The organism is Salidesulfovibrio onnuriiensis (assembly GCF_008001235.1).
Classification (GTDB): Bacteria; Desulfobacterota; Desulfovibrionia; order Desulfovibrionales; family Desulfovibrionaceae; genus Pseudodesulfovibrio; species Pseudodesulfovibrio onnuriiensis.
Genome location: NZ_CP040751.1, coordinates 914,518 through 940,823 on the forward strand (window position 1 = coordinate 914,518; position 26,306 = coordinate 940,823).

The following is a 26,306-nucleotide window of genomic DNA, read 5'->3' on the forward strand; positions in this document are numbered from 1 at the left end:
GCCGCCCAAAGCCTGTCAACATAAACAAGGAGAAAACCAATGCTGACGGAGATTGCAATCGTCGGTGGCGGTGTCAGTGTGGGGATTGCTACGGGGTATTTTCTCCATCGGTACATTTCCGCTAAGCAGATCGGAGATTCCAAAGGGCTGGCCGAGCGCATTGTCGAGGAGGCGCGCAAGGAAGCTGAAGCCCTGAAAAAAGAAGTCCGGGTTCAGGCCCAGGACGAGATTTTTGCCCAGAAGAAAGAACTGGAAAAAGAGATAAAGTCCCAGGAAAACGCCCTGAAGCGCCAGGAAAACCGCCTTCAGGAAAAAGAGGAGCGTCTCGAGCGCAAGCTGGAAAAGGTCGCGGACAAGGAATCCACGGTGGTGGAACTGGAAAAGCGGCTCATCAAGCAGGAAAAGCACCTCGAGGAGTTTGAACAGGAACTGGAATTCAAGGCCGACGATCATGAGCGCAAGCTCCAGGAAATTTCCGGCCTGACCGTGGAAGAGGCCCGTGAACGTCTCATGACCGAGATCGAGTCCCGTTCCCGCCACGAAGCGGCCAAGATGGTCCGCGCAATCGAAATGGAGGCCAAGGAAACCGCGGCCAAGAAGGCCAAGGAAGTCCTTTCCCTGGCCCTGCAGCGCTATTCCGGCGACTACGCCTCCGAGCAGACCGTCACGGCCGTGACCCTGCCTTCCGAAGACATGAAGGGCCGCATCATCGGCCGCGAGGGCCGCAACATCCGCGCCCTGGAAGCCGCCACAGGTGTGGACCTGATCATCGACGACACCCCGGAAACCGTGGTCCTTTCCGCGTTCAGCCCGCTCAAGCGTGAAATCGCCAAGCAGGCCCTGGAACGCCTCATCCATGACGGCCGCATCCATCCCGCACGCATCGAGGACATCGTCCGGAAGGTGGAGCAGGAGATGGACGTCAAGCTGCGTGAGATCGGCGAGCAGGCCACCTTCGACGTGGGCGTGCACGGCATCCATCCCGAGGTTGTCCGGCTGCTGGGGCAGCTTCACTATCGCACCAGCTTTTCCCAGAACGTGCTTCAGCACAGCATGGAAGTGGCCTTTCTCTGTGGAATCATGGCCGCCGAGCTCGGCCTGGACGAGAAGGAAGCCAAGCGCGCCGGCCTGCTGCACGACATCGGCAAGGCCGTGGACCACGAGATCGAGGGCCCGCACGCCATCATCGGCTCGGATCTGGCCAAGAAGCACGGGGAGCACAAGGACGTGGTGCACGCCATTGCCGCGCACCACGAGGACGTGCCACCCCAGTCCATCCTGGCCAACCTGGTGCAGGCTGCGGACAGCCTGTCCGGAGCACGGCCCGGCGCCCGCAAGGAACTGCTGGAAAACTACGTGAAGCGCCTCGAGGAGCTGGAAGGCCTGGCCACCGGGTTCAGCGGCGTTTCCAAGGCCTACGCCATCCAGGCGGGCCGCGAGATCCGCGTCATGGTCGATGCCGACAAGGTCAACGACGAGAGTACCTTCCTGCTCTGCAAGGACATCTCGCAGAAGATCGAGAACAACATGACCTATCCCGGCCAGATCCGGGTCACGGTCATTCGTGAAAAACGCGCGGTCGGGTACGCCAAGTAGCCTTTCGCGTCTGGCGATGACAAAGGGGCCCGGTTCGCATTTGCGCGCCGGGCCCTTTTTCGTGGGGCATTATTATAATGCCGCGTCTTGTATAATCCCTTTGAAGTTTGGTGCCGCATGGGGCAATATGGTGCAGAATCAAAGGAATGGACTGGCGTATGGCAGGAAGGATCTATGGACAAGGATAGGCGGGCAGGCATGGTGGACCCCACGGTTGCGGCGGGCAAGATCGCCGAGGCGGCGCGGGCGTCCAGGAGCATGTGCATGTTCAAGACCGAGATGGGCGACAGCGAATTCGAACGGTTCAGCAAGCTCATTCACTCGGAGTTCGGCATCAAGATGCCGCCGAGCAAGAAGGTGCTGCTCCAGTCCCGGTTCCAGAAGCGGCTGCGGGCCCTGGGGCTGCAATCCTACCAGGAGTATTGCGAGTACGTGTTCAGCCCCGAGGGCCAGGACAAGGAACGCCAGCACCTGGTGGACGTGGTCACCACCAACACCACCCACTTTTTCCGCGAACCCAAGCACTATGATATTTTGAATGAGATGGTCCTGCCGGCCGTCTGGAAGCGCCATGGCACGGGCAAGGAGATTCTGGTCTGGAGCGCGGGTTGTTCCAGCGGCGAGGAGCCGTACACCCTGGCCATGGTCCTGAGCGAATTTGCGGACCGTTGCCAGGGGTTCCGTTTCTCCATCCTGGCCACGGACATTTCCCGGGAGATACTGCAGAAGGCCATGCGCGCCGTCTATGCCCTGGAAAAGGCCGACGAGATTCCGCAGGAGATGAAGAAAAAGTATGTGCTCAAGAGCAAGAACCCGGAAAAGCGGCTGATCAAGATGGACAAGCTCATCCGTAACAGGATCCGGTTCAGCCAGCTCAACTTCATGGAGAATTTCCGGCTCCAGACCCCGCAGGACATCATTTTCTGCCGCAACGTGGTCATCTACTTCGACCGGGCCACCCAGGAGGTCCTGTTCAGCAAGTTCTGTGACAACTTGAATCCCGGCGGGTATTTGTTTATTGGTCATTCCGAGAGTCTTTCCGGCATGAAACTGCCCCTGCGCCAACTGGCGCCCACCGTGTTCCAGAGAATCTAAGGCATCCAGGACACCATCGAACATGCGGCCCGAGGCCGCCAAGGGAACCCAGGCATGAGAATCCTTTTTTTGGGCGATGTGGTCGGCCGTCCGGGCCGCAGCGCTCTGAAGCGCAACCTTGCGGCCATCCGCAGCGAACAATCCATAGACCTGGTGCTGGCCAACGGGGAAAACGCCTCGGGCGGCATCGGGCTTTCCTCCAAGTCGGCCAAGGAGCTGTTTTCCGCTGGGGTGGATTTCCTGACCACGGGCAACCACATCTGGAAATTCAAGGACATGTACGCGTTTCTGGACAAGGAGGAACGCATCGTCCGCCCGGCAAACTATCCGGCGGGTGCTCCGGGCCGTGGCTGGGCCCTGTTCGCGCCCGAGGGTTTTCCGGAGATGGCGGTGATCAATCTCATGGGCCGGACCTACATGCAGGCCTTGGACTGCCCCTTTGCGGCCGTGGAGCGCATCCTAGAGGAGATTCCCGAGTCCGTGAGGGTCCGCATCGTGGATTTTCACGCCGAGGCCACCAGCGAAAAGCAGGCCCTGGCCTGGATGCTGGACGGCCGCGTTTCCGCCGTGCTGGGCACCCATACCCACGTGCAGACCAACGATGCCCGGGTGCTGCCGCAGGGCACGGCCTATCTCACGGACCTGGGCATGTGCGGGCCGCTCGATTCCTGCCTGGGCATGGATCCGGAATCCATCATAAAACGCTTTACGGGCGGGCTTCCCCAGCGTTTTCATGTGGCGGACGGACCAACCATTTTACAAGGCGCGATTTTTGACTTAGAGGAATCCTCCGGGGCAGCAAATTCCATTTCCGTTTGGCACATGCACATTGGCTGAAATCGACACGAGGAGTTTATGAACATATACGACGAATTGAAGTGGCGCGGACTGGTGAATCAGGTGACGGACGAAGAAAAGGTCCGGGAATATCTTTCCACCCCCGGGGCCAGCATGTATTGCGGCTTCGACCCCACCGCCGAAAGCCTGCACGTGGGCAACCTGGTGCCGCTTCTGGGTCTTGCCCGCATGAAAAAGGCCGGGCATGTCCCCATCGTTCTCATGGGCGGAGCCACCGGCATGATCGGCGACCCCAGCGGCAAGGACAAGGAACGCGACCTGTCCAGCCGCGACGCCCTGGAGGAGCGCACCGCCAAGATCGTCTCCCAGGTACGCCGGTTTTTCGAGCGCGTCACGGGCGAGCGTCCGGAAGTGGTCAATAACTACGACTGGACCAAGGACATGACCGCCATCGAGCTGCTGCGCGACGTGGGCAAGTTCTACACGGTCAACTGGATGCTCCAGAAGGAGTCGGTCAAGGGCCGCATCGACCGTGACGACGTGGGTATTTCCTACACCGAGTTCAGCTACATGATCCTGCAGGGGCATGATTTCTACCACCTGCTCAAGACCCGTGGCACCCGTCTCCAGCTGGGCGGCGGTGACCAGTGGGGCAACATCACTTCCGGCTGTGAACTCATCCGCCGCAAGACCGCGGCCGAGGGCGAGCCCGAGGAAGGCTATGCCATGACCTTCCCGCTCATCACCACGGCTTCGGGCAAGAAGTTCGGCAAGAGCGAAAAGGGTGCGATCTTCCTGAATCCCGATCTCACCTCGCCCTATGCCTTCTACCAGTTCTGGGTCAATGCCGATGACCGCGACGTGGTCAAATACCTGAAGCTGTTCACCTTCCTGGGCCAGGAAGAGATCGCCGAACTGGAAAGGGCCGTGGAGGAGCGTCCGCACCTGCGCGAAGCCCAGAAGCGCCTGGCCGCCGAGGTCACCGAGATGATCCACGGCAAGCGCGAACTGGACCGCGTCATGGCCGCCACCGAAGCCTTGTTCGGCACGGGCGACATCAAGGCCGTGGATGCGGCGACCCTGCGTTCCGCCCTGGATTCCGCCCCCGCCTTCAACTACCCCAAGGGCAAGATTCCGGATTTGCCCCAGGTGCTGGTGGACCTGAACCTCTGCAAGTCCAAGGGAGCGGCTCGCAAGGACATTGCCGCCGGCGGCGTGTACATCAACGGTGAGCGCGTGGCCGAAGACCGGGACATCGTGGAGGCCGACTTCATCGGCGGCGAGGCCTTGGTCATTCGCAAGGGTAAGAAGAACTACGGTCTGGTCACCCAGCTGTAATTCGCACGAAAAGAAAGAAGAAAGCCCCGCTTCCGCAAGGAAGCGGGGCTTTTTGTTTGCGGGTCAATTCGGGCTAGATCTCGAAGAGCCGGTCCTTGTACAGGGCCCAGGTCTTGAGGAAGGTGGCGTCGAAGGTCCGCTGCTCCACGGCCTGGCGCGCCTTTCTGCCCATGTAGTAGATGCGTTCCGGCGTATCCACCAGGTGAAGCACCGCGCGGACGATGGCGTCCGGGTTGTGGGCCGGGATGACCAGGCCGGTTTCGTCCTGGATGATGTTTTCGCACGGGCCGCCCTGGTCCGTGACGATGCAGGGCAGTCCCGAGGCCTGGGCCTCGAGCACCACGTTGCCGAAGGTGTCCGTGGCCGAGGGAAAGACGAACAGGTCCGAGCTGGCGTAGGCCGCAGCCAGACGGTCCCCGGTGAGCAGCCCCGTGAACACCGTGTTGGTGCCGCGCAGGCTCTTGCGCATCTCGTCCAGGTACGGCCCGTCGCCAACCACCACCAGGGTCAGGTCCGGGCGGATCTTGGAGAGCATCCTGTAGGCCGTGGCCAGATGGTCGAGGCCCTTTTCCAGGGAGACCCTCCCCACATAGAGAAGCTTCTTTCCTGTTCCCGTGGCGTAGTTGAGGTAGAAGCCGTTGCGCTTGGAGGGGTGGAACCGATCCACATCCACGCCGCGCGGATAGGTGATGATTTTTTCCGGGTCGATGCCGCGCTCGGCCAGCTCCAGCTTGGTGGCCTCGGACGGGGCGTAGATGACCTGCATCTGGTTGTAGAACCAGGTCATGAACCGCCAGCAGCCGTCCTCCAGGGCCGTGTCCTCGGTAAAGGCCCGCACGTATTGCGGAAAGGCCGTGTGGTAGGTCCCGTGGAAGGGGATCCTGAGGATGCGGGAGATGGCCAGGGCCGCCAGTCCCACCGGGCCGGGCGTGGCCGCCAGGATGCAGTCGAACTCCTCCTCGAAGCAGTACTCCAGCATGTCCAGGAACGGCGGGTAGCACAGGGATATCTCCTCGTACTCGGAAAGATGGAACCGGCCCACGGGTTCGAAGTCCCGCTGGCTGGGCAGGCGCTGCTTCGAGCCGCAGGTGATGGCGATCATCTGCTTTTCGTGGCGGTCCACCAGCTCCAGCTGCTGGCGGATGGTCTTGGCCACGCCGTTGACCTCGTCGAAGGTGTCCGTGAAATGGGCCATTTTCAGGGGCCGCTCCGTTGGACGATTGGTGCGGACCTTGAATCGTTTTTCGCACTCTTCGCAGAACTCCCGCTCGCTGGAAAACAGGGTGTAGCCCACGAAGTAGGGAGCCAGCAGGGCGTAGAGCGAGCCTGCCGAGCCCATGGAGTGGAACACGTCGAAGATGTTCGCGCCCATGACGCTGGTCAGGGTGCGGTCCGCGAACTGGGCCAGCACCCGGTTGGCCGCTGCGGAAATGAATCTGGAAAGGTCGTTTTCCATGGCCTCCATGGGGCCGGTGTCGCCCTGGGCGATCCTGCGGAAGTCCGGGTCGCCGAAGATGATGTCCGAGGCCTCGCGCAGCAGGGTGTCGCGCACCGAGGAGCTGCCGCCCCTGACCGAGGAGTGCAGGGCCGCCTTGCCCCGGCCGATGAGCTTCATGAACCGGTTCACGATGCCCGATGCCTTGCGCCCCGTGGGGGTCAGGATGTTGTCCGCGAAGCGCAGGCAGACGTGCTCGGTTGCGGCGTGGCTCAGGCGGGTGCGGCTGGTGTAGAACTGGTAGGCGATGCCGTACAGGTTGTGGGCCATGGTCCTGGGCGTGGCGGGCGTTCCCGCTGGTTCGCATTTGCCCTGCTCCAGGGCCGTGAGCAGGCCGTGTACGTTCTTTTCGCCCTGGAATTTCGTGTGCATGCGGGCGATGTTCAGGGAACTGTGGTCGTCCGAGCCGCCCATGAGCGTCTTGATCCAGGGTCTTTCGCCCACCGGGCGCAGGCCGTGCTTGTCGGCCAGCTGCTCCATGTCGCGGCGGGTCAGGCCCTTGACGATGGCGGCCAGGGCCTGGTTCTGGCGCGCGTCGCGGGTGCCGTTGGCCTCCAGGAGGGGGAACAGGAGCAGGGCCTGCTCGAAATGCTCGAGTGTGAGCCGGTCGTTGACCGCGAAAAGCGGGTGGGCCAGGGCGTGGGTGATGCCCTGTTCATTGAGGTAGGGCACCAGCTCGAAGACGTTGTGGCGCACCTCCTGGATGTTCCTGTGCTGTTCCTCGGTGATGTCCCAGGCCAGCACGTGAAGCTTGCAGCCGTCGTCCGGGAAGTAGGTGGTGATTTCCTCGCTGATGAAGGCGCCGGGCAGGTGGGCGATCTCCAGGGCCCCGTCTATGGTGTTGTGGTCGGTGATGGTCACCAGGTCCATGCCCCGGGACAGGGCGATGTCGTAGAGGGCCAGGGGCTCGGTGAAGCTTTCCGGGCAGCCTATCTTCTGGAGGATCCACTGCGAGGGCCGCGTGGAGTGTTTGGAGTGGACGTGCAGGTCCGCCCGGAGCCAGTTGCCATTGCGCGCGGCGTTTTCCAGGAGCATCAGGCGCACGCTCCGAAACCGTTGTCCGCCGCCTCCTGGCACCGGATGCACAGCTGGGCTGCGGGGGTGGCCTTGAGCCGGGCCATGCCGATGTTTTCGCCGCATTCCTCGCAGACGCCGTAGTCCGAGGAGTTCATGCGTTGCAGGGCCTTTTCGATCTGCCGGGCCTTGGCGCAGGCCCGCTCGACCAGAGCCAGGTTGAGGTTTCTCTGGGTGAGTTGCGAGGCGTAGTCGATGTCGTCGGCGGTATATTCCACGCCCATGGAGCTTTCGCCGGCTGCCCCGTTCATCATGGCCAATTCGTTGTTCAGGTGGTTTCTGATTTCCCGTTTCTGAGACTCGGTCATGGCGTTACCTCCCTCTGCGGATGGATTATGTTGCCAGGAGTTCTATCCGAGTCCTCGGTGAACAGGATTTCGGACCGGTTACAATTGTGAGGCACTTGCGTGATCCGGGGCCATTGACCCCCGGATGCGGCTGCCGTATTGACAGGGGCATGAGTGAACATGCGTCCCCTGTTTCCACGGGCGGCTCGGTGGGCCGGGTGGAAAAGAAAATATTCAGGATAGATGAAGGGTTCGAGGTCTCCTGCGGCAAGCGGCTGGCCCCCATCGAGATCGCCTATGAAACCTGCGGCGAGCTCAACGCGGACCGGTCCAACGCCGTGCTGGTGCTGCACGCCCTGACCGGCGATTCCCATTGCGCGGGCTACTATTCGGGCGACGACGCCAAGCCCGGCTGGTGGGACATCATGATCGGGCCGCGCAAGCCCATCGACACGGACAAGTATTTCGTGATCTGCTCCAACGTGCTGGGCGGCTGCATGGGCTCTTCCGGGCCCTCCTGCGGGAATCCGGACACGGGCAGGCCCTACGGCCTGGACTTCCCGGTGCTGACCATCGGGGACATGGTCCGGGCCCAGCGCAGGCTGGTGGATCACCTCGGCGTGGACAAGCTGCTGTGCGCCGTGGGCGGATCCGTGGGCGGCATGCAGGTGCTGGAGTGGTCGGTGCGCTACCCGGACCGGGTCTTTTCCGCCGTGCCCCTGGCCACCACCTCCAAGCACTCGGCCCAGGCCATCGCCTTCAACGAGGTGGCCCGCCAGGCCATCATGGCCGACCCCAAGTGGAACCGGGGCGATTACTACGGCGGCGAGCGCCCGGCCCAGGGGCTTTCCGTGGCCCGCATGGTGGGACACATCACCTATCTTTCGGACGAATCCATGCGCCACAAGTTCGAGGCCGATTTCCAGGTGGAGAGCTATTTGCGCTATCAGGGCAACAAGTTCGTGGACCGGTTCGACGCCAATTCGTTCCTGTACCTGACCAAGGCCGCCGACTATTTCAACCTGGAGAACAACTGGGGCGACGGTTCGCTCGTGGCTGCCTTTTCCCGGGCGCGGGCGCGCTACCTGGTGGCCTCCTTCACCTCGGACTGGCTCTACCCCACCTACCAGTCCCGGCAGATGGTGCAGGCCATGAAAAAGAACGGACTGGACGTGAGCTTTTGCGAGATCGAGGCCCCCTGGGGACACGACGCCTTCCTGCTGCCCAACGGGCGGCTGGACGAGCTGATGGCCGGTTTCCTGGAAAGGATGCATACGGAATACGAAAGGGAGGCCGTCCATGCGCTTTGATCTTCAGGTCATCGCCTCCTGGGTGGAGCCCGGCTCCCGTGTGCTGGACCTGGGCTGCGGCTCGGGGACGCTGCTGGCCATGCTCCGGGATGAAAAGGGCATTGTGGGCACGGGCATCGAGCAGGACGAGGAAAGGGCCGGGCGGGCCATTTCCAAGGGCCTTTCCGTGATCCACGGCGACATCTACGAGGAGGTCGAGGACTACCCGGACACCGCCTTCGACTACGTGATCCTGTCCCAGACCCTACAACAGGTCATGGACCCTTCCGCGCTCATCCGCGCCATGCTGCGCATCGGCCGGCGGTGCATCGTGTCCTTCCCCAATTTCAGCTACTGGAAGCACCGGATGCAGTTCCTGCTCCGGGGCCGGGCCCCTGTCTCCCGGGAACTGCCCTTCGAGTGGCACGATACGCCCAACATCCGCGTCATTCCCATTGCCGACTTCAAGCGGTTCTGCCGGGGGCTGAACGTGCCCGTGCTCAAGGAGGTGGCCATCAACAACCATCATCACGACGAGCGCGGCACGGTGGTCACCTTCCTGCCCAACCTGCGGGCCTCCTACGGCATCTTCTTGCTGGGGCAGCCGGAGGAGTGATGCGCTGCTTCATCGGACTGCCCATGCCGCCGCGGTGCCAGCAGGGACTGGAGCGGCTTGCGAAAGACCTGAAGCCCGGTTTGCGCTCGCGCCTGAGCTGGACCCGGTCCGCAACCTGGCACCTGACCCTTAAGTTCCTGGGCGAGATTTCCGAGAGCACGGCCTCGGCCGTGCGGGAGGCCTTGGCCGGGGTGTCTTTCCGTTCCTTTCCCATGCAGGCGGGCGGTCCGGGATATTTCCCGAATGAACGCAAGCCCCGCGTGCTCTGGCTGGGCCTTGCGCAGGGCGCGGCACAGTGCCGGGAGCTGTTTTCCGATCTGGAGGAAGCCCTGTCCCCCCTCGGCATCGAGCCCGAGCAGCGGCCTTTTCGGGCCCACCTGACCCTGGCCCGCATCCGCGAGGACCGGGGCGACGACTGGAAGGCGCTTCTCGGCAGGGTTCGCGGCCAGGAATGGGAGCCGTTTTCCTGTGACGAACTGGTGTTCTGGAAAAGCGACCTGACCCCGCAAGGGCCGGTCTACACCCGGCTGCTGACCCGCAGGGCGGAGGACTGATGGAAGATCTTGAACGCGCTGCGCTTTTCGAGGCGGTCTGCTCCTGGTTTCAGAGGCAGTACCATTATGCGCGCCTGCCCTTCGGGCCGGCCCAGGTCTATTTCTATGACCGCGTGGTGGCGGATATCCAGGAGGACGAGGACGCGGGCATTGAACTGGACCCGCAGATCTGGGCCGAATCCCATCCATGGCAAACCCTGGGCCTGAGCCTGGTCGCCGGGAGCCTGCTGGGCCTCGTGTTCATGCTGCTGGCCGCTCCCTGGGGCTGGGCGTCCTTTCTCTGGGTAGCCTTGGGCGGCGGCGTGCTGCTCGTCTATCCGGTCATGCTCATGCACCGCAACCGCAAGGTCGTGGAGGTTACCGAGGGAGAGGGGGCGGACCTGGAAACCGTGCGTCAGATCGCCTTGGCCTGCCTGGATTCCTCCCTGCTGCGCTGGTGCCTGCACAGGGTTGTGGACATGGTGTTTCTGATGGGATGGGCATCCTACTCCCGGGGCGTGGCCCGGCTGGCAGCCGAGGAATACGCCGCGTCCGTGGGGGAAGCCCTGGATCGTGCTGCCCTGTCCGCGCGCGAGCGGCGCGGGACGGCTGTGGCGGAAAAGTTGGCCGAGCTTCTGGGCGAGGGCGGACTGCCGCTGATGTTGAAATATTTTTAGGAAGGGAGGCTGTTCGGTGATGAACGGCCGAAGGCGACCCGGGCCACGGTTGTGACCCGGGTTGGATGTCGCAATTCAGCTGGCTAGATGTAGTCGCCGCGGTTGAACTTGAACTTCTCGGCCGCGGCCATGGCGTCCAGGTCGTTGACGACTTCACTCAGGCCGGGATTCCTCTCGGCCATGTCCGGATACTGCTCCTTGAGCCGGCTTACTTCGCCGGAAATGTCCTCGAGCGCGCCGTAAGCCTCTTTCAGCCCGGCCGAGCCGAGCTTGTCGGCATAGTCGTCCCACTTGTCGAGCAGGCCTTCCATCTGGTTGATGGCTCCCTGTTCGTACTCGCCGACCGCATCCACCTTTTCGGTGGCCTGGGTCTGCAAGAGCGGGTTGACCATGAGCGGCGGAACCACGCCCTGCGACTGCTGGGGAGTGGACGCCTTGGACACTTCGTCGTTGAGCAGGTCTCCGAACGCCTGCTGAGGCTGCTTGACCCTGTTCGCCTGTTTCTGTTGTTCCTGGCGAACGCCCTCGATCTGGTCAGGACGGATCTTCATAAGCAACTCCTCATCCTGCGGTTTGCCCAAACTCTGCAAGGAGTCTGCCAAGTTTTGCCGCAAGGTCAACCTGCTGTTTTACAAGGGTTTTTGTTGAAAATTCCGGTGGGCAAAAAATTCCTTGCCGCGCCCATGCCGGGAAGCTTCTGTCCCCATGAAGGTAAATCATCAGAAATGACTTGTCTATCAACCCCCTGTCTGGCAGAAAATAAGTGTGAATCCCCCATGATGCGGGGGAGGATTGCCCAACAAAACAAGCACGATGAAATAGAGGTTCCAAAGGAGGAAAGACATGGCTGAAATCAAGAAGATTCTCTGCGCGATCGACTTTTCGGACTACAGCGCCCACGTGGCCGACTATGCCAAGACCCTGGCCCAGTGCTCGGGCGGCAGCGTCATGTGCGTGTATGTGGCGCCGTCCCTCAGCCAGTATGTAGGCTTCCACGTGCCCCCCAGCTCCATCGAGAACTTCGTGGGCGAGATCGTTTCCGGGGCGGATACCACCATGAGCGCCTTTGTCGCCGAGAATTTCAAGGGACTTTCCGCCACCGGCAAGGTGGTCACCGGGTATCCGGCCGAGGAGATCCTGGACATGGCCGAGGAGGAAAAGGTGGACATGATCGTCATGGGCACCCATGGGCGCAAGGGCATCGACCGCATCCTGTTCGGGTCCGTGGCCGAAAAGGTGGTCAAGGCCGCCAAGTGCCCGGTGCTGACCATACGTCCCAAGTAGCCTCCGGCCTTTACGGCTTCCCGCAAAGTTTATACAAGAACGGCTCCGGCCGTTCTTTTTTTCAGCCGGAATGAGCAACACCAGAACAGAACCTTGAGGGGAATGTATGCGCGAATTTATCATGCGCCCGGAAATACTGGACCTTGAGCCCTACAAGCCCGGTCTGTCCATTGAGCAGATCAAGGACAAGTACGGGCTGGACAACATCATCAAGCTCGGCAGCAACGAAAACCCCCTGGGTGCCTCGCCCCGGGTGCAGAAGGTCATCGAGCGCCATGCCGCGGGCGTGTTCCGCTACCCCCAGAACCATAGCCCCCGCCTCACCGCCGCCATCAGCAAGAGCATCGGCGTGCCCGAGGAGAACATCGTGGTGGGCAACGGCTCGGACGAGATCATCGACATGCTCATCCGCATGAAGTGCCGGCCCGGCCTGGACAACATCATCTGCTACAGCCACAGCTTCAGCATGTACGGGCTGACCGCCAAGCTCTGCGGCGTGGAATACCGCGAGGTGGAGCGCAACGACGGCTACCAGCTCCCCCTGGACAGGCTGGCCGAGGCCGCTGACGAGAACACGGCACTGGTCTTCATCACCAGCCCGGACAATCCCACGGGCCTGGCCGCCACCGTGGAGGACATCTCGGTGCTGGCGGGCGTGCTGCCGGAGAACTGTCTGCTGGTGGTGGACGAGGCCTATATCGACTTTGTCTGGCCGCCCGAGTCCTATACCCCGGTGCAGGCCTTCGACAAGTTCTCCAACCTGGTGGCCCTGCGCACCTTTTCCAAGGCCTATGGCCTGGCCGGGATGCGCGTGGGGTACGGGGTCATGCCCGCTTCCATCGCCGGGTATCTGAAACGAGCCCGCATTCCCTTCACGGTCAACACCCTGGCCGAGGAGGCCGCCATCGAGGCGCTGGCGGACGAGGATTTCTACCACAAGACCCTGGAAGTGGTCATGCGCGGCCGGGAATACCTGACCGCCGAGCTGGAGAAGCTCGGCTGCGACGTGCTGCCCAGCCAGGCCAACTTCCTCATGTTCCAGCCGCCCAAGCCCGCCCAGCGCCTGTTCAAGGAACTGCTCAAGCGGGGCGTCATCGTCCGGCCCCTGGCCAGCTTCGGCCTGGGCAAGCACATTCGCGTGAACATGGGCACGGACAAGGAAAACGAACAGTTCATCAAGATCCTTTCGGAGGTGCTGGCCGGTGAGTAACCCCACGATCGTGACCATTGACGGCCCCGCGGGCGTGGGCAAGAGCACCATGGCCAAGAGGCTCGCCGAAGCCCTGGGCATCGCCTACCTGGATACCGGGGCCATGTTCCGGTCCACGGCCTGGCGGCTGGGCGAGGGGGCCTGGAACTGGGACGAGTCCCGGCTGGTGGAGGAGCTGGGCTGGATCCGGTTCACCCTTTCCGGCAGCGGCGCGCAGACCCGGCTCGCCCTCAACGGCTACGAGGTGGGCGACGAGATCCGTACCGAGGAAGTGGGCATGTGGGCTTCCAACGTGGCCACCCTGCCTCCGGTGCGCGCCTTTCTCAAGGAGGCCCAGATCCGGCTCGGCGAGCAGTATTCGCTGGTGGCCGAGGGCCGCGACATGGGCACCGTGGTTTTCCCCGGCGCGAAAAACAAGTTTTTCCTGGACGCCTCGGTGGAGGTGCGCGCCAAACGGCGGCACGACCAGCTCAAGGAAATGGGCAAGCCCGCCAACCTCGCGAAACTGCAGGAGTCCATTGCCCAGCGCGACCATCAGGACCGCAACCGGGCCGTGGCCCCGCTGCGGCCGGCCGAGGACGCCGTGATCGTCGATACCTCGGACCTGAGCCGGGAGCAGGTGTTCCAGGCGCTGCTGGACGGGGTCAAGGGATAGGAACATGAACCGAATCCTGCGCGATCTCATTCTCATCTGCCGCATGGTCAAGATCGAACACTCGGTCTTTGCCCTGCCGTTCGCCTACATGGGCGCATTCCTGGCCGCGCGCGGCTGGCCCGGCCTGGGCAACATGGCGCTGCTCACCGTGGCCATGGTGGCCATCCGTTCCTTTGCCATGGCCTTCAACCGGCTGGCCGACCTGGATATCGACCGGGAAAATCCGCGCACCCAGGACCGGCCCCTGGTTACCGGCGAGCTTTCCCGAGGGTTCACCATTGCTTTTCTGGCGGGCACGGCCCTGGTTTTCGTGGTCATGTGCGCGCTCATGAATCCGCTTTGCCTGGCCCTTTCGCCCGTGGCCATCCTCTGGTCCGGTTTTTACAGTTATTGCAAGCGGTTCACCAAGTGGTGCCATTTCGTTCTCGGCTCGGTGCTGGGCCTGGCTCCGGTGGCGGGCTGGCTGTGCGTGGACCCGGTGCTGACCCTGCCCGCAACCCTGTTCCTTTTCGGAGTCACCTTCTGGGTGGCGGGGTTCGATTTGCTCTATGCCTGCCAGGACCGGCTTTTCGACCGCGAGCGCGGCCTGCATTCCATCCCGGCCCGGCTGGGTATGAAGGCGGCCCTGGGCATCTCCACCCTGAGCCATCTGGTCACCGCCATATTCTTCCTGCTGGCCGGCTGGGCGGCGGGCCTGGGCGCGGTGTATTTCCTGGTGGCCTCGGCCGTGGGCGTGGTACTGCTCTGGGAGCATAGGCTCATCTCCGCCGAGGACATGAGCCGCGTCAACCTGGCGTTCTTCACCCTCAACGGCATCATTTCGGTGGCCCTGTTCCTGGGTGTGATTCTGGATCTGGCGGTCAACGCGGCGTAACTGGCCGGGGGGATTTCATGGCTGACAATCAGGCGCTTCTGAAATATCTGGAACAGGCTCTGGTCTGGGTGCAGGCCAATGTGCTGACCCTGGGCACGACCGTGCAGCTGGGCGTGGTCCTGATCGCCTTCGGGCTGGGCTTCCTGCTCTGGAGGGCGGTGCGCCCCGCCATGCTGCGCGTGACCGAGGATGTCCGAATGCGCAGCCCCCTGCTGCACGGCGTGCTGCAGACCCTGACCCGGGTGACCGCCCCGGCCCTCAACGCCCTGCTCGCGCATGTGGGCGGGCTGGTGCTTTCGGGGCTGGACCAGCCCGCCGCGCTGCTGGGCATCATCACCCAGCTCCTGACCGCCTGGATCATCATCCGCCTGCTGTCCGGGCTCATGCCCAACCGGTTCTGGTCGCGGATCTTTTCCGTGGTCATCTGGGCCGGGGCGGCCCTGCACATCGTGGGCCTGCTGGAAATGCTCACCGACTCGCTCAACGCCGTGGGGCTGACCGTGGGCGATTCCCGCATCACCCTGCTCATGGTGCTCAAGGGCGTGCTCATGGCCGTGGTGCTCCTGCAGGCGGCCGCCATCTGCACCCGGTTCTTCGAGCAGCGCATGCGGCGCACCCAGCAGTTCTCGCCGTCCCTGCAGGTGCTGTTCATCAAGGCCGTCCGTTTTTCCCTGTTCGCGTCCGCGTTCCTCATCGCCATCAGTTCCATGGGCATCAACCTCACCAGTTTGGCGGTGCTCAGCGGGGCCGTGGGTGTCGGCATCGGCTTCGGGCTCCAGAAGATCTTTTCCAATCTCGTGTCCGGTGTGATCCTGCTCATGGACCGCTCCATCAAGCCGGGCGATACCATCGAGATCGGCGGGGTGTACGGCACCATCCGCTCCCTGCATGCGCGCTATGCCTCGGTGCTGACCCGCGACGGCAAGGAGTACCTGATTCCCAACGAGCAGCTCATCACCAACGAGGTGGTCAACTGGACCTTCAGCGACAGCAACGTGCGGCTCAAGATCCCGGTGGGCGTCGCCTATGAATCGGACGTGCGCAAGGCCATGCGACTCATGGAGGAATGCGCGGCCAAGGTGGGCCGGGTGCTCAAGGAACCCAAGCCCGCGGCCCGGCTGGTGGGCTTCGGCGATTCCAGCGTGGATCTGGAGATCCGCATCTGGATCAGGGATTCCGACCAGGGCGTGGTCAACGTGCGCAGCGAGGTTCTGCTGAACATCTGGGACGCCTTTCATGAGCACGGCGTTTCGTTCCCGTTCCCGCAGCAGGATGTTTACATCAAGCCCGGTTCGAGCCTGAAAATCGATTCCGGCAAGGAGTAGCCCATGAGCCAGCCCGTGATTCGCACCATGACCCGCTCGGATGTGAATTTTGCCATGGGTCTGGCCGCCGCCGAAGGGTGGAACCCGGGCCTGAGCGACGGGGGCTGCTTTTTCGAGGCCGACCGGAACGGTTTTTTCCTCAGCGAGCTGAACGGCGCGCCCGTGGCCTCCATTTCGGCGGTGCACTATAATGACGCTTTCGGGTTTGTGGGTCTGTATATCGTGGTTCCCGAGGCGCGGCACAAGGGCTACGGCTGGGAACTCTGGCGGCACGCCATGGCCCACCTGGAGGGCTGCAACGTGGGCCTGGACGCGGTGACCGAGCAGGAAGCCACCTACAGGAGGGCCGGATTCCGCACCCATTACCGCAGTGCCCGATTCCAGGGAGCGGTCGGCGGCGACATGCCCATGGGGGCGACACCCCTTTCCAATGTCTCTTTCGATCAGGTGCTGGCCTATGACGCGCAGTGCTTCCCTGCGCCCCGGTCCGAATTCATGCATGCCTGGCTGCATGCGCCCTCGGTGAAGTCCTTCGGCGTTCTGGACGGCGGCGATCTCAAGGGTTTCGGTGTGATCCGTCCCTGTGGCGTCGGATACAAGATAGGCCCGCTTTTTGCCGACGATGAGGCCACGGCCGACACCCTGTTCCGGGCCCTGTGCGCGTCCGTGGAAGGCGGGCCCGTGTTCCTGGACGTCATCGAGCCCAATGCCATGGCCCGGGCCCTGACCAAACGCTACGGCATGGACGAGGTCTTTGTCACCGTGCGCATGTACACCAGGGGCGAACCCGCCATGGACAAAGGCAAGATCTTTGGCGTGACTTCGTTTGAGCTGGGGTGAAGACGTCTCCGGTGGGCAAAGGGGATAATCCCCCTTGCAAACCCTGGATGTGCGCGTGTTTGCTTTGGGCTGTGCCCGTTCGAATCCGCATTCATGGGGCCGTAGCTGCGTCTTGAATAAGCCTGGAAAACAATCAAAACGCCCGGCAGCTTGCAGGCCGTCGGGCGTTTTTTGATAGACGGTTTTGAAGATGGGGCAGGGGGGAGAATCTTTTCCGAAAGGTTCTTCCCCCTGTGCTTTTCTTATTCCAAGCCCATGCCCGGATGGTGGGCCGCGTCCTCCATTTCGTCGATGTGGCAGACCGTGCAGGAGCCGGACGCGCCCATGACCTGGGCCTCGCCCGTGTATTGCAGGGGCTGGAGGTTGTCGCGTTCGGCCATGGCCGGATACGTGGCGTGCGGGCTGCCGTGGCAGGAGGCGCAGAGTACCGCGCCCATGTCGCCCTTGCCTTCGGCATAGAGCCCGGCGGCATCCTCCACCCAGATGTTGGCTGCCGTATCGGTGCCGGGAGCCGCGAATTCCTCGTGGCAGGTCAGGCAGTCGGGCTGCTGTTTCCAGGCCTTGCGCGGCTCGATGTCCTCCAGCGTCATGTCGCGCGGGCTGATCCGGGCCATGGTCTGGACGGCGGCGTCCCTGCCGGCTCCTGTTTCGGCCTTGAGCAGGGACAGGGCGTGGTTTTCCATGGTCCCGTGGCAGTTGACGCAGGTGATGCCCGCATCCTTGTGCGGGTCGCGTTGCAGGTCCAGGGGATGGCACAGGGCGCAGGCGTCGGATTCGCGGCCCGAGAGATAGGCGGCGTGGAATCCGTGCAGGGCGGCCGAGAGCTCCAGGCCGCCGGAATCCTGCGCATGGCAGGAGCGGCAGTTCACGGGAGCGCCCGAAGCGGCTCTGGCGGCCAGGTCGGTTCGGTTGCGGCGGTCGTGCACCGCGAGCACGTCCCCGGCCACGGATTCGGATATGCCCGCGCCGTTCCTTTCATCCCTCCATTGCGCGCCGTGGCAGTTCATGCAGCCCATGCGCGTGGAGGCGGGCAGCACCGCCAGGGTCTCGGCCAGCACCTCGTTGCTTTCGGCATCCCTCGCCGTGACCTTGAAAACGGGTACGGGATTGTAGCCGCCGCCGGTTTCATAGGGCAGCACCGGTATGCCGGAGGCCTCGAAATAGCCCTGCTCCCCGTATTTAAGAACCCCGTTCATGCCCTTGGGCGGCAGCGGGTCCAGGGCCTCGAAGCTGATTTCCACGCCGTCGCTGATGGCCTCGGGCGCGCTGTCGCGCCTGAAGAGCTGGGCGCGCAGGGTGCTGCCCGGCGGCGGCAGGATCCAGCGGTCGGTGTCGGAGACAAGTCGCATTCCCTGCCGTGCCCAGGCCAGGAGCACGTATTCGCTTTCCTGCGCGTCGAATTCCGGCGTGTCCGGGGTCTTGTCCGGGATCAAAGCCGCCTCGGGCGCGGACGGCCTCGGGTGCAGCACGCCGGTCAGGAAGAAAGCCAGGGCGCGCCGTTCCTCATCCGTGCCAGCAAAGGGCGGCATGTACGGGTTGGCCGCGCCCATGCCGGACAGGAAGGCGTCCATTCCCTCGGTGGTGAACTTGGCGGAACGGGGCCGGATGTCGTTGATGACGCCGTCCCTGCTGTGGCAGGCCGAACACTGGAGCTCGTAGAGCCACGCACCGGCCTCGGCCCGGTTGTCTTCGGTGATCTCGCGCAGGTCCGGGCGCACCCACTTGGCGGTCTTGAGCATTCCCTGGGCGTTGATGGCCGGGACCTGGGCCTTGAGAATGGAGTTGGAATAGAGGTGGTCCCAGATCAGGTAGGGCTTGCGGCCCGCTTCGCGCATGAATTCGAAGGAGCCGGTCAGACCCAGGCCCGCGAGCAGCACCAGCAGGGCCAGGGGAAAGGACACGGCTCGCGGCAGCCGGAAACCGAGGGCCAGGCCGCCGAGGAGCACCAGGGGGCCGAGGGCCAGGAAGTACTGCATGAAGCTGCCGACCCGTGCGGATTTTTCCGCGATGAGCTGGTACTGGGCCGCGGGCAGGGAGTGCAGGTACCAGTATCCGCTGGCGAACATGAGCGCCACGCCGACCAGGGTCCAGAGCGAACAGATGCGCACCTGCCGGGCGCGCAGGTCCGGGTTGGGGATGCGCGTGGCCGTGACGAATCCGAACAGCCCGGCCAGCATGAGACAGATGAAGGTGCGGAACCAGAGCTGGGGCCAGAAGGACGGGTTGAAGAATCCGTCCCAGAAGTTCTTGGTTTCCAGCCATTGGCCCGGGGTGAGCATGAAGGCCAGGATGCCGTTGATCATGAACAGGGAAAGCCAGCCGAAGACGAAGTAGATCCAGCCCACGGCCAGGTGCTGGGAGACGGACAGCCGCTTCCAGCCGTAGTAGTAGACCAGCAGGGCGACGATCTCGCCCAGGAAAAAGGTCCATTCCGTGGCCCAGGCAAACAGGAAGTTGTGGATAAGCACGATGGTCGCCTGGGGCGAGGTCAGGGCGATGGTGAACCAGATGCCCACCCCGGTGACCGCGCCGAAGACCATGGACAGCAGCAGGAAGAACTTGGAATGCTTCCGCACGTATTCCAGCAGGTCTCCGGATTGCCGCTTGTAGGCCGAGCGCTCGGTGAGCACCAGGAACAGGCCGCCGCCCACCGCGAACTGGGCCACGTAGACGTGCAGGATGGAGACAAGGGCGATCCAGAAACCGCCGGCCGTGGTTGCGAGTTGCCAGAGGGGATATTCCATGAATTACGGCCTCCTCTCGACCTTGATGTAGAGCGAGATCATCCAGCCGCTTACCCCCAGGACCGCCGCGAGCGCCGCGAGGAACAGGAGCATGGGCGAATACTGCCCGGTGCTGGGGATGTCCTGCGTGGAGAAATACGGGGCCAGAAAAAAGGCGCGTACGAAATGGCGGGTCACGGCCATGAGCAGTACGGTGAGGGCCGTGGTCAGGACGGCCGGGAGCAGGGACCGCTTGACGCCCAGGTACAGGATGAGGCCCGCGCCGCATAGGGAGGCCAGCAGGGTGCCCGTGGCCCAGAGGCTGCCGCCCATGAACTGGAGCATGATTTCGCGGGGCAGGGCCATGAGGAACCACAGGCCCAGGAACAGGTTGATCACAGTGCCGCGCACGAACCATTTCATGCCGGTTTCCACGGCCCGTCCCAGCCGGGCGCAGCGGCCCACCAGGGCCGCGAACAGCCCTCCCACCGCCAGGGCTCCGGTCATGAAATGCAGGAAGCGGGGATACAGGGTCGGGTCCTTGAGGTTGAGCAGCAGGCCGTCCGGGGCCGTGAAGTAATCCGGCCAGGCTTCGGGCCGGAGCATGAGGGTCATGTTGTTGGAGAACATGAAGCCGATGAAGAACAGGAAGAGCAGGGCCAGGACCAGGGTGGCGGGCCTGCCCGCGCGCATGCCGCTGTAGCGGAAGTCATAGACGTACAGGGCGTAGTAGGCCAGCAGCAGGAAGGGGATCACCGCCAGCCACCAGCCGCCCATGAACACCGAGCTGGTGTAGTCGAAGATGCCGTAGTTGGTCTGCAGGAAGAGCAGGGGGGCCACCCCGAAGTTGATGACCAGGGCCAATACCGTGGGCAGCCTGCTAGAAAGCGCGCGCGCCAGTGGCTCCCTTTCCTTGGTGGAGTTGAACAGGGCGATGACCCCGCCGCCGAACAGCGCGTTCATGAGCAGGATGTGGACCGTAAAGGTCAGCACCAGCAGGGTGTCTATCCAGGCCCAGTGCACCGGGATGGGCGTGACCGCCGGAATGAGGGATGCCGGATTCATGTTTCTCTCCTTATATGACGGCCAGCATATAGGAAAAGAACAGGATTTTACAACGGGAAAGCGTTTCCGCCCGGTTTGGCACCCGCCCGGGTCTTGCCTTCGGCGCTCAATGGGGTACAAGGTGGGCAGAACATATCCCAAGGAGTCTTTTGTGAACACGGTGCTGCTTTTCGACGTGGGAAACACCAATACCAAGATTTGCCTGGCCGACAGGCACGGCCTGGGCGAAAGCTATACCCTGCCCACCCGGCCCGCCAACACGGCGGACGATTGGGGCCTTAAGGTGGAGCGCATCCTGGAGCGCGAGAACGTGAATCCCCAGGACGTGGAGGCCTGCGTGGTCTCCTCCGTGGTGCCGCCCCTGGACCCGCTGCTCGGCCGCATGGCCCGGCGGTTCCTGGAATGCGAGGCACTGTTCGTGCCCGGGGACATGGAACTGCCCATTGAAAACGAATACGCCCAGCCCTCGCAGGTGGGCGCGGACATCCTGGTGACCGCCTATGCGGCCCGGGAGATATACGACTACAAGAACCTGATCATCGTGGATTTCGGCACGGCCACCACCCTGGCCTGCGTGGTGGAAAACGCCTTCAAGGGCGGGCTCATCTGTCCGGGCGTTCTTTCCTCGGCCTCGGCCCTGGCCGGGGGCACGGCCAAGCTCCCGCCCGTGGACCTGAAGCTGCCCTACGAGGACTTCCGCTGGGGCCGGTCCACCTCCCAGTGCCTGAACCAGGGGCTGGTCTACGGGTTTGCGGACATGGTGGACGGCCTGTGCCACCGCCTTGCCGACCAGATGGACGACGATTCCCCGTTCGTGGTGGCCACGGGCGGCCTGGCCGCCGATATCGCCAAGCATTGCCCGGCCATCGGCGAAGTGCGTCCCGACCTGCTCATGGAAGGGCTCTGGTACGGCTACTTCAAATAGTTTTTTCCCCTGATGTCGCGCGCCGTTCCCTCCCGGGTGCGGCGCGCCTTGTTTTGGCACAAGCTTGCAAAGTGTCGCGAAACGGTTTACCTACCGCCCTGCCCATGTTTCGGCTGTTCCGGCCCCAATCAAATTTCATAGAGGAAGTCATGCGCTGTCTGTTTTACGCCCTGTTGTTCACTCTCGTCTTTCCCGCCTCCGCATACGCCGCCGGAGAAACCACCGTTCTCCGCAATGAAGCGCTCGGCTTTTCCCTGACCGTTCCCGGCGACTGGGCCAACCGTCGCGTGGAGCCCGTGGTGCTGGAAGGGCAGGAGTTCCAGGCCGCGTACTGGGGCGAGGGCGAGCTGGGCAAGGCCCTGCCGTTCATCCTGGTGCGTAGTGTGGAGACGGGCAAGGTCAAGCAGTCGGATATGACCGGCCTGAACAAGATTGCCATGCAGTCCACCATGAACGGCATCAATCCGGACCTGAAGCCGGTGCTGGCCGTGCAGAATTTCTATCCGCACAAGTCGTTGTTCTCCTATTCCGTGGAGCAGGGGGCCGACCCGGATCACCGCGTGCTGCTGAACAAATACGTCTACTACACGGAAAAGGGCATGCTTGAATTCACCATGGTCTGTGGTTTCAAGGATACCGAAACCATGGTCACCACCAACCTGGTGCTCAAGAACGCGGCCCTGGACCCGGGCGTGGAATACGGCACCCAGGCGCCATCCAAGGTGACGTTTCTGGACCAGCTGGGGCCCCATGGCAAGGTGATCGCCGGCGTGCTCGCCCTGGTGATTCTGCTGGGCGCAATGCGCTTTCTGCGCAAAAGGGCTTAGATTATTTTTATTGAAAAAAGTAACGAGCCGTGTTTGTAGTAACACGGTTTTTCTTATACAGTTCTTGAGGCACCCCAAAGCTGTTTATAATCTACTCATGAATAAAAGGAGAAGATCATGAGCATTATTTCAGGCGTATGGGCCCGCGAGATTCTGGATTCCCGCGGCAACCCCACTGTAGAGGTAGAAGTTGTTCTGGAATCCGGCATCGTCGGCCGTGCCGCCGTACCGTCCGGGGCCTCCACCGGCACTCGTGAAGCATTGGAACTGCGCGACAAGCAGAAACGCTATGGCGGGAAAGGCGTTCTGACCGCAGTTGAAAACGTGCGCAACGAGATCGCCGGAGCCGTGGTGGGCATGGACGCCCTCCGTCAGGTTTCCCTGGACAATGCAATGCTCGACCTGGACGGCACCGACAACAAGGAGCGCCTGGGCGCCAACGCCATCCTCGGCGTGTCCATGGCCGCTGCCCGTGCCGCTGCATCCTTCGTGGGCCTGCCGCTGTACCAGTACCTGGGCGGCGTCAACGCCAAGCTGCTGCCCGTGCCGCTGATGAATATCATCAACGGTGGCGAGCACGCACCCAACAACCTGGACATCCAGGAATTCATGGTCATGCCCCTGGGCGCCGAGACCTTTGCCGAGGCCCTGCGCATGGGCGCCGAGACCTTCCATGCCCTCAAGGGCATCCTGGCCAAGGACGGTCATGTCACCTCTGTGGGAGACGAGGGTGGCTTTGCTCCGAACCTGAAGTCCCACGAGGAAGCCTTCCAGTACATTATGAAGGCCATCGAATCCGCCGGCTACGAGCCGGGCAAGGACATTGCCCTGGCCATCGACGCCGCGGCCTCCGAGTTCTACAAGGGCGGCAAGTACGTGTTTGCCGGTGAAGGCCGTGAATTCAGCCACGCCGAGCTTACCGACTACTATGCCGAAATGTGCTCCAAGTTCCCGCTGGTCTCCATCGAGGACGGCCTGGCCGAAGGCGACTGGGAAGGCTGGGCGCATCAGACCGAAAAGCTGGGCGAACGCATCCAGCTGGTGGGCGACGACGTTTTCGTCACCAACCCGGACATCCTGGCCGAAGGTATCGAGAAGGGTTGCTGCAACTCCATCCTGATCAAGTTGAACCAGATCGGCACCCTGACCGAAACCCTGGACACCATCGAACTGGCCAAGAACGCCGGGTACACCAACGTGGTTTCCCACCGTTCCGGCGAAACCGAAGACAACTTCATCGCCGACCTGGCCGTGGCAGTGAACGCCGGCCAGATCAAGACCGGTTCCTTGTGCCGCTCCGACAGGCTGGCCAAGTACAACCAGCTGCTGCGCATCGAGGAAGACCTCGCTGACGACGGCATGTACTACGGACCGATCTTGTCCGAAAGCTGGTTCGGCGAAGACTAGATCCGGACCGACAACCAATGCACCCGATGGCCGCTCCGCAAGGAGCGGCCTTTTTTATTTCTATAATGGCCGCAAGGGGGGCCCTGGGGCATGCTGGCGGAAATATGCACCTCAAGGAGGAATGGTATGAAACGTTTGAGCATGTTCATCCTGGCTTGTCTTTTGCTGCTTGGCGCGGTTTCCGCCTTTGCGGGCGATGTCCCGGACCTGACCGGCAAATGGAAGGCCGAAAGTGTGGCGCTGTACCGCCAGGGCAAGGGATTTGTCGAGAACACGTCCCCCGAGAGCTACCTGGTGGTCAAGGAGCAGAAGGGCCGCCTGTTCCACGGAGTGAAGATGTGGACCGTGGACGGCAAGGAACGTTCCGAAGTTGTCAACGGTGTCGTCACCCACAAGAACGAGATCCTGGTGTCCGAAACCGACGACGGTTTCTGCCATGGCGATCTGATGTCTCCGGACGAGATGATCCTGTACTACATGGAGCCGGGCAAGGACGCCAAGACCATCATGTATACTTACAAGCGCATCCGGTAGCGAGGCGGCCGATAAGGGCGTGTCTACGGCGCCGTTTCAAAAAAAGGCAGCCCCTCGTGTATGCAGCAATACACGAGGGGCTGCCTTTTCTTACTCCTTGTATCCGCGACTCTTCTTGGCCGCCTCAAAGATGTTTTGCTCTCTTCTGTCGGCGCGGATTTGAGCCAAGCATAGCTCGGAGCAAAGACGTGCAGACTCGTCAACGGATGAGGACAGCGGCGATGCCCGCCGGAGGCGTCACTCCCTGAAGAGCATGGGCTTGTCCATGCCGTCCACGAAGATGAGCAGGGCCCCGGTTTTGTCCACATCCAGACTGGTGGCCTGCTGCAGGTGCTGCAGGAAACGGGTTTCCTGTTCCATGAGCGCCCCGGGGCACATCATCCTGGTGCTGGCGAACGGGCCCATGGAGAGTTTTCCGTTTTCCAGCTTCCAGGAGCCAGTGTAGTTGTTGCACCCGGACCGGCCGCCGACCTTGCCGTCATCCTTGAAGACGATCGTGACGTTGCTGGCGTCGATGACCGGTTTGTCGCCGTCGTATTCCAGGGTCCATTCCCTATCCAGGATCGAGCCCATATCCAGCTGGCCGGGCTTTTTGGCGCAGGCCGCCAGGAGCAGCAGGCAGATGGTGAGCAGGAGTATTTTTTTCATGGGTACCTCCGTTTTTGGTCACGCTAGCATATTTCTCTTCCTTGGGAAGCGCAAACCTGTAGGAAGCTAAGCAACTACTTGACGCCCGTGGGGATTCATGGGTAATCGGCCCTCACCTTGAAAACAAACATCACTGGGGGATGCTCAATGATACTTCTCGATGGCAAGGAAACCGCACGGCAGGTTCGCGAGGAACTGCGGCAGGAAGTGGATGTTCTGGCCGGAAAGTACGGCCGCAGGCCCGGACTGGCCGTGATTCTCGTGGGCGACGATCCCGCTTCGCAGGTTTACGTGCGCAACAAGGAACGCGCCTGCGAAGATTGCGGCATCGAATCCGTTCCGCACAGGATTTCCAGCGCCACCCAGCACGAGCTGGAGGGCCTCATCCAGGAACTGAACCGCGACGTGAAGGTGGACGGTATCCTTTTGCAGCTGCCCCTGCCCAAGGAACTGGACAGTCAGAAGTGCCTGGACCTCATCGATCCGGACAAGGACGTTGACGGGTTCCACCCGGTGAACGTGGGCAAGCTGAGCCTGGGGCTGCCCGGCTTCCGGCCCTGCACCCCTGCGGGCGTCATCAACCTGCTCAAGCGTTACGACCTGGACCCGGCCTGCAAGAAGGCCGTTGTCATCGGCCGCTCCAACATCGTGGGCAAGCCGCTGGCCATGATGCTTTCCCAGTCCGGCCCCTGCGCCAACGCCACCGTGACCCTGTGCCATTCCCGCACTGCGGATCTGGCCGCCGAATGCCGCGAGGCCGATTTCATCTTCGCGGCCGTGGGCATGCCCAAGTTTGTCACCGGCGACATGGTCAAGGAAGGAGCCGTGGTGGTCGATGTGGGCATCAACCGCACCGATGAAGGGCTCTGCGGCGACGTGGATTTCGATTCGGTCAAGGACAAGGCGCACGCCATAACCCCGGTTCCCGGCGGTGTCGGTCCCATGACCATTGCCCAGCTCATGGTCAACACCGTGGAAGCTTACAAGCTGCACGTGGGCGACAGTTAGAAAGAACGAAGACTGCCGATAAGGGTACGTCTTCTTTGTCGTTTCAAAAAAAGAAAGCCCTTCGTGTATGTTCAATACACGTCGGGTTTTCTTTTTTACTTTGCGAATCCGCACCCTTCTTGGCCGCCTTGAGGTGGGCGGCGTCCTCCCCGCAATCGACAAAGCCCGTTCGCCTCTTCAATT

The 26,306-nt window shown here is 62.5% G+C and carries 25 protein-coding genes; 19 read left to right on the plus strand and 6 right to left on the minus strand.

What is annotated here, in order from left to right; all coding sequences use genetic code 11:
- The first annotated feature begins 39 nt into the window (after positions 1 to 39).
- The 4 genes from rny (at position 40) to tyrS (ending at position 4,827) form a co-directional block, all read left to right on the plus strand.
- The gene (rny, locus tag FGL65_RS04255) at positions 40 to 1,596 is read left to right on the plus strand and encodes a ribonuclease Y (RefSeq protein ID WP_147819816.1); all 1,557 of its coding nucleotides are present in this window, start codon (positions 40 to 42) and stop codon (positions 1,594 to 1,596) included.
- Between the two features lie 174 nt (positions 1,597 to 1,770).
- Positions 1,771 to 2,691 carry a CheR family methyltransferase gene (locus FGL65_RS04260; protein WP_250645570.1) on the plus strand — a complete coding sequence of 307 codons (921 nt, stop codon included), beginning with the start codon at positions 1,771 to 1,773 and terminating at the stop codon, positions 2,689 to 2,691.
- Between the two features lie 54 nt (positions 2,692 to 2,745).
- Positions 2,746 to 3,528, plus strand: coding sequence for a TIGR00282 family metallophosphoesterase (locus FGL65_RS04265; protein ID WP_147819817.1), 783 nt, complete (start codon positions 2,746 to 2,748; stop codon positions 3,526 to 3,528).
- Positions 3,529 to 3,546: 18 nt separating this feature from the next.
- Positions 3,547 to 4,827 carry a tyrosine--tRNA ligase gene (tyrS, locus tag FGL65_RS04270; RefSeq protein WP_147819818.1) on the plus strand — a complete coding sequence of 427 codons (1,281 nt, stop codon included), beginning with the start codon at positions 3,547 to 3,549 and terminating at the stop codon, positions 4,825 to 4,827.
- A 73-nt stretch (positions 4,828 to 4,900) separates the two neighbouring features.
- On the opposite strand, the gene FGL65_RS04275 is transcribed toward tyrS, so the two are convergent.
- Complete coding sequence (locus FGL65_RS04275) at positions 4,901 to 7,357, minus strand: glycosyltransferase (protein WP_147819819.1); 2,457 nt, start codon at positions 7,355 to 7,357, stop codon at positions 4,901 to 4,903.
- Positions 7,357 to 7,704, minus strand: coding sequence for a TraR/DksA family transcriptional regulator (locus FGL65_RS04280; protein ID WP_147819820.1), 348 nt, complete (start codon positions 7,702 to 7,704; stop codon positions 7,357 to 7,359). Before FGL65_RS04280 ends, FGL65_RS04275 begins: the two co-directional genes overlap by 1 nt.
- A gap of 149 nt (positions 7,705 to 7,853) precedes the next feature.
- Between FGL65_RS04280 and metX the strand changes: the two genes are divergently transcribed.
- The 4 genes from metX to FGL65_RS04300 are packed head-to-tail and all read left to right on the plus strand — an operon-like array spanning position 7,854 to position 10,798.
- A complete protein-coding gene (metX, locus tag FGL65_RS04285) occupies positions 7,854 to 8,993 on the plus strand; it encodes a homoserine O-acetyltransferase MetX (RefSeq protein ID WP_147819821.1) in 1,140 nt (379 codons plus the stop codon).
- On the plus strand, positions 8,983 to 9,588 hold the full coding sequence (metW, locus tag FGL65_RS04290) for a methionine biosynthesis protein MetW (protein WP_147819822.1): 606 nt from the start codon (positions 8,983 to 8,985) through the stop codon (positions 9,586 to 9,588). The genes metX and metW overlap by 11 nt, the downstream gene beginning before the upstream one ends.
- A complete protein-coding gene (gene thpR / locus FGL65_RS04295) occupies positions 9,588 to 10,142 on the plus strand; it encodes an RNA 2',3'-cyclic phosphodiesterase (protein ID WP_147819823.1) in 555 nt (184 codons plus the stop codon). Before metW ends, thpR begins: the two co-directional genes overlap by 1 nt.
- On the plus strand, positions 10,142 to 10,798 hold the full coding sequence (locus tag FGL65_RS04300) for a hypothetical protein (RefSeq protein WP_147819824.1): 657 nt from the start codon (positions 10,142 to 10,144) through the stop codon (positions 10,796 to 10,798). The genes thpR and FGL65_RS04300 overlap by 1 nt, the downstream gene beginning before the upstream one ends.
- 83 nt (positions 10,799 to 10,881) lie before the next feature.
- Here the strand turns inward: FGL65_RS04300 and FGL65_RS04305 are convergent, their stop codons facing one another.
- Entirely contained in the window at positions 10,882 to 11,349 is a 468-nt protein-coding gene (locus tag FGL65_RS04305; RefSeq protein WP_147819825.1) for a hypothetical protein, read from the minus strand.
- A gap of 292 nt (positions 11,350 to 11,641) precedes the next feature.
- Between FGL65_RS04305 and FGL65_RS04310 the strand changes: the two genes are divergently transcribed.
- The 6 genes from FGL65_RS04310 (at position 11,642) to FGL65_RS04335 (ending at position 16,986) form a co-directional block, all read left to right on the plus strand.
- Positions 11,642 to 12,082: a universal stress protein gene (locus FGL65_RS04310; RefSeq protein WP_147819826.1), complete on the plus strand. Its 441-nt coding sequence runs from the start codon at positions 11,642 to 11,644 to the stop codon at positions 12,080 to 12,082.
- A 106-nt stretch (positions 12,083 to 12,188) separates the two neighbouring features.
- Positions 12,189 to 13,292, plus strand: a complete 1,104-nt coding sequence (hisC, locus tag FGL65_RS04315; RefSeq protein ID WP_147819827.1) for a histidinol-phosphate transaminase — start codon at positions 12,189 to 12,191, stop codon at positions 13,290 to 13,292.
- Positions 13,285 to 13,947 (plus strand): (d)CMP kinase, encoded by a 663-nt coding sequence (gene cmk, locus FGL65_RS04320; protein ID WP_147819828.1) that lies wholly within the window; start codon positions 13,285 to 13,287, stop codon positions 13,945 to 13,947. The genes hisC and cmk overlap by 8 nt, the downstream gene beginning before the upstream one ends.
- Positions 13,948 to 13,951: 4 nt before the next feature.
- Positions 13,952 to 14,821, plus strand: coding sequence for a UbiA-like polyprenyltransferase (locus tag FGL65_RS04325; RefSeq protein WP_147819829.1), 870 nt, complete (start codon positions 13,952 to 13,954; stop codon positions 14,819 to 14,821).
- Between the two features lie 17 nt (positions 14,822 to 14,838).
- A complete protein-coding gene (locus tag FGL65_RS04330) occupies positions 14,839 to 16,146 on the plus strand; it encodes a mechanosensitive ion channel family protein (protein WP_147819830.1) in 1,308 nt (435 codons plus the stop codon).
- A 3-nt stretch (positions 16,147 to 16,149) separates the two neighbouring features.
- On the plus strand, positions 16,150 to 16,986 hold the full coding sequence (locus FGL65_RS04335; protein ID WP_222705793.1) for a GNAT family N-acetyltransferase: 837 nt from the start codon (positions 16,150 to 16,152) through the stop codon (positions 16,984 to 16,986).
- 242 nt (positions 16,987 to 17,228) lie between these two features.
- Here the strand turns inward: FGL65_RS04335 and FGL65_RS04340 are convergent, their stop codons facing one another.
- Together FGL65_RS04340 and FGL65_RS04345 are read right to left on the minus strand one after the other, a co-directional pair.
- Positions 17,229 to 19,730, minus strand: a complete 2,502-nt coding sequence (locus tag FGL65_RS04340) for a multiheme c-type cytochrome (RefSeq protein WP_147819831.1) — start codon at positions 19,728 to 19,730, stop codon at positions 17,229 to 17,231.
- A gap of 3 nt (positions 19,731 to 19,733) precedes the next feature.
- Positions 19,734 to 20,774: a hypothetical protein gene (locus FGL65_RS04345; RefSeq protein WP_147819832.1), complete on the minus strand. Its 1,041-nt coding sequence runs from the start codon at positions 20,772 to 20,774 to the stop codon at positions 19,734 to 19,736.
- Positions 20,775 to 20,925: 151 nt separating this feature from the next.
- On the opposite strand from FGL65_RS04345, the gene FGL65_RS04350 reads away from it, so the two are divergent.
- The 4 genes from FGL65_RS04350 to FGL65_RS04365 all read left to right on the plus strand — a co-directional run bounded on the left by FGL65_RS04350 (position 20,926) and on the right by FGL65_RS04365 (position 24,467).
- Complete coding sequence (locus tag FGL65_RS04350; protein WP_147819833.1) at positions 20,926 to 21,699, plus strand: type III pantothenate kinase; 774 nt, start codon at positions 20,926 to 20,928, stop codon at positions 21,697 to 21,699.
- 149 nt (positions 21,700 to 21,848) lie between these two features.
- The gene (locus tag FGL65_RS04355) at positions 21,849 to 22,526 is read left to right on the plus strand and encodes a hypothetical protein (protein ID WP_147819834.1); all 678 of its coding nucleotides are present in this window, start codon (positions 21,849 to 21,851) and stop codon (positions 22,524 to 22,526) included.
- 117 nt (positions 22,527 to 22,643) lie between these two features.
- The gene (eno, locus tag FGL65_RS04360; RefSeq protein ID WP_147819835.1) at positions 22,644 to 23,933 is read left to right on the plus strand and encodes a phosphopyruvate hydratase; all 1,290 of its coding nucleotides are present in this window, start codon (positions 22,644 to 22,646) and stop codon (positions 23,931 to 23,933) included.
- A gap of 126 nt (positions 23,934 to 24,059) precedes the next feature.
- Positions 24,060 to 24,467, plus strand: coding sequence for a hypothetical protein (locus FGL65_RS04365; RefSeq protein ID WP_147819836.1), 408 nt, complete (start codon positions 24,060 to 24,062; stop codon positions 24,465 to 24,467).
- A 237-nt stretch (positions 24,468 to 24,704) separates the two neighbouring features.
- Here the strand turns inward: FGL65_RS04365 and FGL65_RS04370 are convergent, their stop codons facing one another.
- On the minus strand, positions 24,705 to 25,115 hold the full coding sequence (locus FGL65_RS04370; RefSeq protein WP_147819837.1) for an META domain-containing protein: 411 nt from the start codon (positions 25,113 to 25,115) through the stop codon (positions 24,705 to 24,707).
- A gap of 147 nt (positions 25,116 to 25,262) precedes the next feature.
- Here FGL65_RS04370 and folD point away from each other — a divergent pair, with 147 nt between their 5' ends.
- Positions 25,263 to 26,123, plus strand: a complete 861-nt coding sequence (gene folD / locus FGL65_RS04375; protein WP_147819838.1) for a bifunctional methylenetetrahydrofolate dehydrogenase/methenyltetrahydrofolate cyclohydrolase FolD — start codon at positions 25,263 to 25,265, stop codon at positions 26,121 to 26,123.
- Positions 26,124 to 26,306: the final 183 nt, after the last annotated feature.